This window comes from Streptosporangium sp. NPDC049644, from assembly GCF_040675205.1.
In the GTDB taxonomy this organism is placed as follows: domain Bacteria; phylum Actinomycetota; class Actinomycetes; order Streptosporangiales; family Streptosporangiaceae; genus Streptosporangium; species Streptosporangium fukuiense.
In genome coordinates this window covers 1-7,062 of sequence record NZ_JBFAOJ010000186.1, presented here as the reverse complement: position 1 = coordinate 7,062, position 7,062 = coordinate 1, and the positions used below count along the sequence as shown (strand labels likewise).

Annotated in this window: 11 protein-coding genes; all 11 read right to left on the bottom strand. The window is 63.3% G+C overall.

Going from position 1 to position 7,062, the window contains the following annotated elements; translation table 11 throughout:
- Window positions 1–22 precede the first annotated feature (22 nt).
- Window positions 23–1,099 (bottom strand): hypothetical protein, encoded by a 1,077-nt coding sequence (locus AB0J58_RS43705; RefSeq protein ID WP_357795925.1) that lies wholly within the window; start codon window positions 1,097–1,099, stop codon window positions 23–25.
- On the bottom strand, window positions 1,096–2,055 hold the full coding sequence (locus tag AB0J58_RS43700; RefSeq protein WP_357795928.1) for a hypothetical protein: 960 nt from the start codon (window positions 2,053–2,055) through the stop codon (window positions 1,096–1,098). The genes AB0J58_RS43705 and AB0J58_RS43700 overlap by 4 nt, the downstream gene beginning before the upstream one ends.
- Window positions 2,056–2,322: 267 nt before the next feature.
- On the bottom strand, window positions 2,323–2,469 hold the full coding sequence (locus AB0J58_RS43695) for a hypothetical protein (RefSeq protein ID WP_357795931.1): 147 nt from the start codon (window positions 2,467–2,469) through the stop codon (window positions 2,323–2,325).
- 69 nt (window positions 2,470–2,538) lie between these two features.
- Window positions 2,539–3,066 (bottom strand): hypothetical protein, encoded by a 528-nt coding sequence (locus tag AB0J58_RS43690; protein ID WP_364227436.1) that lies wholly within the window; start codon window positions 3,064–3,066, stop codon window positions 2,539–2,541.
- Window positions 3,067–3,345: 279 nt separating this feature from the next.
- Window positions 3,346–3,696, bottom strand: coding sequence for a hypothetical protein (locus tag AB0J58_RS43685; RefSeq protein WP_357795937.1), 351 nt, complete (start codon window positions 3,694–3,696; stop codon window positions 3,346–3,348).
- Between the two features lie 193 nt (window positions 3,697–3,889).
- On the bottom strand, window positions 3,890–4,183 hold the full coding sequence (locus AB0J58_RS43680; RefSeq protein WP_357795940.1) for an HU family DNA-binding protein: 294 nt from the start codon (window positions 4,181–4,183) through the stop codon (window positions 3,890–3,892).
- A gap of 130 nt (window positions 4,184–4,313) precedes the next feature.
- Window positions 4,314–5,087, bottom strand: coding sequence for an endonuclease domain-containing protein (locus tag AB0J58_RS43675; RefSeq protein ID WP_357795942.1), 774 nt, complete (start codon window positions 5,085–5,087; stop codon window positions 4,314–4,316).
- A gap of 7 nt (window positions 5,088–5,094) precedes the next feature.
- The gene (locus AB0J58_RS43670) at window positions 5,095–5,796 is read right to left on the bottom strand and encodes a recombinase family protein (RefSeq protein WP_357795945.1); all 702 of its coding nucleotides are present in this window, start codon (window positions 5,794–5,796) and stop codon (window positions 5,095–5,097) included.
- Between the two features lie 184 nt (window positions 5,797–5,980).
- Entirely contained in the window at window positions 5,981–6,262 is a 282-nt protein-coding gene (locus tag AB0J58_RS43665) for a WhiB family transcriptional regulator (RefSeq protein WP_357795948.1), read from the bottom strand.
- Window positions 6,262–6,468 carry a hypothetical protein gene (locus AB0J58_RS43660; protein WP_357795950.1) on the bottom strand — a complete coding sequence of 69 codons (207 nt, stop codon included), beginning with the start codon at window positions 6,466–6,468 and terminating at the stop codon, window positions 6,262–6,264. Before AB0J58_RS43660 ends, AB0J58_RS43665 begins: the two co-directional genes overlap by 1 nt.
- Window positions 6,469–6,637: 169 nt before the next feature.
- On the bottom strand, window positions 6,638–7,062 hold a 425-nt coding region (locus tag AB0J58_RS43655; RefSeq protein ID WP_364227431.1), incomplete at its 5' end, for a hypothetical protein.

Sequence of the window (7,062 nt, the reverse complement as noted above, 5' to 3'; positions counted from 1 at the left end):
AGGTCCCTTTGCCTGTACGGCTTTAAGCATGTGTTGCTGAGCTGGATCCGATAGGGGAAGCCTGGAGTGCAGCTTGAAGCTCGGGGTCGGTAAAGGTGAGGGCGGCGTCGAAACGGTATTGGAGGTTGCTGACCAGGCGGGCGATCGTGTTGCCGCAACCACCGGTGTTCAAGTAGACACGCATCCACTGGTCGCCGATGTCGAAGGAGAGTCGTTCGCCGACATGAAGATCGACAGCTTCGGCCTCTGCTCCATCGTCGGTCAGTTTTGCTATGCCCCAGAGCCGAAACGGATCGCGAGAGGAGAATAATTCATCGACGAAAGCTTCGAGATCCGGGATGGGGCGAGAGAAGCGGATGCCGATAGGCCCTCCGCTCAACCGGGTGCCAGCGTCCGGCGATGAATTGTCGAGGTGGCTCCATGAGATGGATTTTTGTTCGCATAGCGTTACCAGGCGTCGATAGCGATCGATGATGTTCTGGACGAACTGGAAGTGCAGTTCGAGCGAGTCTCCAGACACGGCGAATCGCCCTTTCCGGTTCACGCCCTCACGGACGGTCCCGAATGCCTCGTCTTCCACGATCACCTCGACGGCGTCGTATGCTGCAGCCGCGCGCAGGCCCTCGGCTTGGAGGAAGTGATCGAGGAATGCGGCGCCGCCTCCAGATGCTTGGAGCTTGAGGTCGCTTAGCTCCGATGTCGCACCGCCGAGCAGCTTGGTGCCTTCAAATTTCGTACGTGTCTTGCGTCGTCGGGCTCCGGGCCAGGGGTCACGCATGTGTTCTGAAGGCAGCCATAGCCAGTCAAGGTCCCGCCTGGCGCCCACTTGCTTGTTTAGGAACGAGGCGGCGGCATGGGTTGGCATGTCGGTGTGGAAACTCCAGAACCTGCTGTCAAGCTGATCTACCCAGAAGATGCCGTCGGCTGTGCTGAGCTTGAAGAGGTAGGCATCGTCAGTGGCTGTGAGACCGTCTGAGTCGGAGAAGCTTGCGAGGAAGGCGGCGGGGTCCCCTGCGGGGTGTACCTCAAGGACGAAGGTCTTCATTGGCGAACTCGCAGTCATGGCGAGGACATCGGCCATCTGCGCACGAGTGGTCATGGCATCTCCTCAGCTTGCACTTCGAGACTGTCGAGTGTCCCTTCGTCTGCCTTGTCCAGCTCTTCGAGAAGGTCCGTCTGACCCGCTATAATAGCCGACTTTTTTCGGCTGGGCTTTGATTGACCTGGCCGGGAGAGTGCCTGGTAGGCCTGGGTGCGACCGCTGGGGTGGTTCGTCTCAGGGGTCCTGAGCAGGGTGATCCAGCCGTCACGGTTGGGGGGTGGTCCGTGATATTCGAAGATCAACGGGTTCCGGTTCGCGATACGGCGAGCGGCTTCGCCAACCTTCTTCTTGAGGCTGGTCTGCGCCTGTTTGCCGAACCATGGAAAGTGCCGGATTGACTGTTCGGTCAAAGTGGCCAAGCTGACGTCGGAGAGACTTCGGTTCAGCGCTGCGACGAGCGCCGTTTGCACGTACGGTTCGATGATCTCCACGCTGGACTCGGCATCGAATGGAATGAGGCGCAAAGGCGGCGCATTGAGCGCGACCGAGGAGTTAAAGATCTTCTGCAGTGGTCCGTTGGGGATGTCCCCTTCCATGACTACCTTGCGGTCGTGGATCGCGAGGATTGGGAACGTGACGCCTGCTCTATCCAGGCCCAGTCGTACACGGTCGACGTACTGCCCCAAGCACGCGTAGACAACGTTCACAGTCGGTGTAGCTCGGCGCTGTAGATCGATGTGTGCATTGCGGACCAAGGTGGTGGCATCAAGTGCCGCGTATTTGACGCACTGCGCTTCCTCGACGTTGCCCCCGCACTTCGACTCAATGGCCAAAAGGTGGCCAGTGCTCCCATTCGCGATGACGATGTCGATCACCACTGAGCCGACTGGTGTGCGCACGGGGATCTCAAGTCCGGCTACCCGGTACCCGTGATCAGCAAAGACAGCGGGATTGATGCCATCCGTAGTGGCAAGGGCGATCACCGCGTTGATCGGTATGAGGCGGTTCTCCAAGTGTTCTCCCCTGCAGCGCCGATGTGTCAGAGACAGTAAGCCCGATCACGGCCCTGCCGCAGGCGTACTTCTCAGGATTGGACGTTCCTCCGAAACGGTGCAGATGATCTCCGCGTCCTCCTGGCTGCCTCTGGGAGCGAGGCCCGGCAGCATGCCAAGATCTCCCCCGTTGGACGCAGAGGCCGGGCAGGAGGTTCACTCGAACTCGAACCGGACTCGGACGCGACGACGCCCTCACCCGGCCAGGTGAGGGCGCTTGTGTTGCGGCTACCACTCCAGTTCGCTGCTCTGGCCGAACATGATGTCCGCCGCATCCTTCTTAGACCCGCCCACGGCGAGCGTCAACCGGGCATGGGCAGCATCGGCGTCGAGACGGACCAGGGCGCTGACGGCGGCGGCGAGTTCGGGATCCATGCCGCCCATGCTCGCGGGCCAGACTGATCGTGTGCAGCCGGATTGGTGAGCGCCCCTCACCGCGGGCGGTCACGTCTCGGAGGAGACACCGACCCGATGCGCCTGGGGCGCGTTCGGCTTGGTGAAGAACAGCAGGATCGCCCCCGCGAGGTAGAGGAGCCCGGCCGCGTCCGCCAGCAAGCGGATCATGTCCGAGTACAAAGTCGCATGCAAATGCTCCGAGATCCGCCCCGGCAACTGGGCGTACCACTCGTCCAACGACGACCACCCCAGCACGCCGAAGACAAGATAGAACGCGGCGTACGGTAGGAGGCTCAACGCGGCGGCTGCCCGCATCCCCACAGTTCCGCCTCGCCGCCAGGCCAGGACCGCCAGGACCAGCGTGATCACACCGGTTGCGGTGTAGGCCCACACGCAGCCCTGGAGGGAGGACACCGCGCTCTCCAAGGAGGAGTACTCCACGACATTGTCGCGTTCGCTCTGGATTGTCAGCTCCAGCTGAAGCCCAGGCAGCAGGGTGAAAATGCCAGCCGCGACCACCAGCTCGCCCGCGGACGCCGCGAGCAGGCACACGACGGCACCTCCCGGAGCCTTCATTCGTTCCCCTTTCGTCGCCGTGTTTCGAGCATGGGGGGATCCGCTTGTGGGGTACCTGTGGATCACTGCGCTTGCGGATCTCCCGCCCACCTCACGGGCCGGACTGATCGTCCGCAGCCACCTGCCGGATCCGGTCTTCCGCCGACCCGGTTCGCGGTGACTCGCGGGAGCACCTCCCTGAGAGGAGGTGCTCCCGGCATGGCGATACGCCGGGGCAGAGTGGAGCGGACACAGGGTCCGCCACCCATAGCGGCCTGGAGCGATCCACTCGTGCCGGCGTTAGAACGGCTTCACAGTGGTGCAATTCATCCAAGCCGAAACATGTACGTCCTCCCTGTTGCCGTTGCCGAAGAAGAACGTCGCCTGCTGCATGTAGCCCGGGTATCCGGCGGGCGGGGACAGCACCCTGCTAAAGGGGCCCATAGTGCCCCACTGCCCCGGCACCATGTACGGGTGGGAGTCGGGGCACTTGAGGAACACGTAACCGCTCACTCCTGCAGGCAGAAGCTTGCTGCCCGTGATGGTGACAGTTTCGGACTGGGCGGCGGCTGCGGCCGGGAGTGCTGCGGTGAGAAGTCCACCGGCCAGGGCGACGGCGGACACCACGCCAGCGATTCTGTGTGCTCTCATGACATTTCTCCTTGCAGCTCGTTTCCCGGGGGTGGGAAAGCCGTGCTGGTGCGGTTTCTTCCCCTGGGTGATTTCGTGGAGGATTCTGTCCGCGTTGACTTGGGCCTGGCTTGCATCCCACCGGGATCGACATCCCGCCAGCTGACACAGCAACGCCCCCACCCCGAAGGGCAGGGGCGGTAGCCGTGCGAGGTCAGGTCGCGGCCTTCTTGCCGCCCGAGTTGACGGCCTCCTTGAACTCCGTACCGGGCCGGAACTTCGGCCCCCAACTCTCGGCGACGTCGATCTCGGCGCCCGTCGAGGGGTTGCGGGCGGTGCGGGCCGGCTTGTGCACCATCTCAAAGGCACCGAACCCCGTGATCGACACCTTGTCACCGGACGCGACGGCGGCCTGGATCGTGTCGAGCACCGCGTTCACGGCCTCGGCGGCGGTCTTCTTGTCGCCGACGCGGTCAGCGATGGCGTCAACGAGTTCCTTCTTGTTCATGGCACATTCCCTTTGTGAGTGGCGTTAACAAATGCTTGCATGTGAGTCGTGCGAATATCGCATATCGAGTGTGAGCATCTCGATCGAATCAGGTTCGGTGGCCCTCGGCTGCAAGATCACGGGCGTCCTGTCATAGGGTTGCGGCCCATTCGCCCAGGTCGTACTTGGCGATGACATGCTCAGCCTTGCCCTGCAGCAGCGCCACAGCCTGAGCGACATCCTGAGCTTCGGCCTCGATCTCCCCGGCCATACGCTGCAGGGCTACCACCACCCACTTAATAGCCATCATTTCATCGGGCGGCGGCTTGCCGGCCAGTGCCGCGCCGACTCGTAGTGATGGATCGTTCTCTAAAGGCAGGGGAGGATTTACCGGAGAGCTTGGGTAGCCAAAATGATTAATTTTAACGCCGAGTATTACGGTAGGGTGCCGATCTCGATACCGATCGAAAATGGGGCCTCCGCCGAATCCTTCCCGCGTGTTGCAACTGCGACAAAGGTAGCCGCGGACAAGGTTTGTTACATGGTCGTGGTCCATCACCATGTCGTAGGTTTGCCCGCCACAGATAGCGCAGCGGTAGTTCTGCCAGCTGATCAGCCGCTCGTGCTGGGCATAGCTATCGGTCCCCACCTCGCCTTCCGGGAGTGGCCATTCCCAGCAGGCTGGGATCGTGTCGTAAATTCGAGACTCAATCTCTGCGATGCGGTCCTGATATGCCTGGATATCGTGGTCTAGTTGTTCGCGTTCTTCCGCGGTGAGGTGGTAACGGCAGGCAGGCCCGAACTGGGGCTTCTGTCTACATGGCTGTTGCGCTAGCGTGGGGCGCCCGCAGACGTCGACGGTGGCGGGCCTATCTCGTACTGCCTGCTGATGTTCAGGGATGAGATGCTCATTGATGCGGGACACGGGTCTCCTAGTCGATTGCCCGCGCGAGAGCGCGGGAGACGGTCGTCGGGTGCCACTGAACGCCACGTTTAGTTGGACGCCCTTCTTCGTTGAGGATCAGTGCGATCCGCCGGATGCTTTTCCCTGCGCTGTGGAGTTCCTGAATACGGGCGAGGGTCTGCTGCTCCTGGTCATGCGGCGCGAGCTCCTTGTCCACGGAGTGGGTTCCGAAAGGTGGTGAGCCGAACGCGTAGCCACCCTGGAGCGCCTTCTCGGCGCGGCCGGCACGGAGTCGACCGACGATGATGGTCCGCTCCAGTTGAGAGAAGACACCCATCATCTGTCGCATGGCGGTACGCATTGGGTCGTCTGGGTCGTCTTGAAGGATCTCGCCGTCGGCTGCGGTGAAGACTCGCCCGCCTGCTCGCCATGCGAGTGCGAGGGTTGCCTCTTGGACGGTGAGGGATCGGGCGAGCCGGTCGAGCTTGCCCATGATGATCCCTTCGGCGGTGCGACCGTTGTGGTGACTCGCGATGCCGTCGAGCGCTTCGGCAAGACCGGTTCGTTCGCTTGCATCGAGCGTTCCGGACACTGCTTCATCTCGGCACCATTTGACGATCCGGTGGTCATTCCTCGCACACCATTCGCGGCACTCTCTTTGTTGGACATTGAGCCCATAGCCGTCGAGTTGGGTTGAAGATGACACGCGGAGGTAGCCGATTAGGCGCATGAGTTACTCCGCGTAGCCAATATGGCCCTGACCTGCGGAAATGCAATTCCGTCACATCTATGCCAATAGATGTGACGCCGAGTAAGGACCAAGATGGCTCTTGGCTCGTGACACCTGGAACTCCATCTCGGAAGCTGGGGCTCCAGCGCGAGGGCGGAGTCGACGATCTGGCCGACGAGGACCGTCATGCCGCGATCCCGAGGTTCCGGCGCCGCTGGAGTGCGCGGCGGCTCCGCTCCGACACGCCGCCCCAGATGCCGAACATGATCTCGTTGTCGAGCGCGTACTCAAGGCACTCGGCACGCACCTCGCAAGAGCGGCAGATCTTCTTCGCAGCGCTGGGTCCGCCCTCCTCAGGGAAGAATGCATCCGGGTCGGTCTCCGCGCACCGGGCGAGGTCTTGCCAGTCGAGTTCGCGGTCGGGGATGTCGTCGTACTGGCGGGATGGCCAGAGGCGGGGAGTCATCAGCGACCGCCCTTCTCACCGCAGGGCGCGCCGCCGCAGTTGTGGAGCCCGCACGCGGAGCACAGGTTCGTGCGCTCGGCGCGGACTGGCCGCCCGTTCCTCTGCCCGGCGCGCTTCCAGAGGCGGGCGTCCACGGGGCCGGCCTGGGTGATCTCGCGGCCGGTTTGCTTGTCGGTGATGGTGTACTTCTTTGGCCTGCCGAACATGTGACTCTCCGTTACTTAGGTTGTCCGCCGGAATGTCCAACGGATCTTGAAAGTGATGTCCGCGGGAATGTCCAACGGACGTCCCTACGCGCCCCCGCGCGTGCGCGCACGTGTGGAGCCCCCTCCCCGGGGGCCAGCGGGGGAGGGGAGAGGGCGCCGCCGGAAGGGGTCACGATCCGTCACCCCGACGGCGGGCCACGAGGACCCGCTCGGCCTCCCAGACCCCCTCCAGGAGCGCCTCGGGGGTACAGGAGAGCCGGTATACGCCCCTGCTTGGGGAGGTGACCAGCCCCGCCCCCACCCAGGTAGGAAGCCTGTCCATGGCCCACGATCGGCCTTTGCCCTCCCCCTTCGCCGCGGCCAGCAGCTCATGGGTTCGCGCTTCTCCCCTGGCGGTCAGGACGGCGCACATCGCGGCCAGCGCCGCCGCGGTTCCCGGCGTCGCGCTCCCCTGCGCTGAACTCCCCTGCGGCTCGTCGATCCGCTCGGACACGACGAGCCGCCGCGGACTTCCCGCCGCGGCGACACGCAACGGTTGGACATTGCGCGCAGCTTCAGCCATGCGGCGCTGAGTGGGGGAGCAGTAGGGCAGCA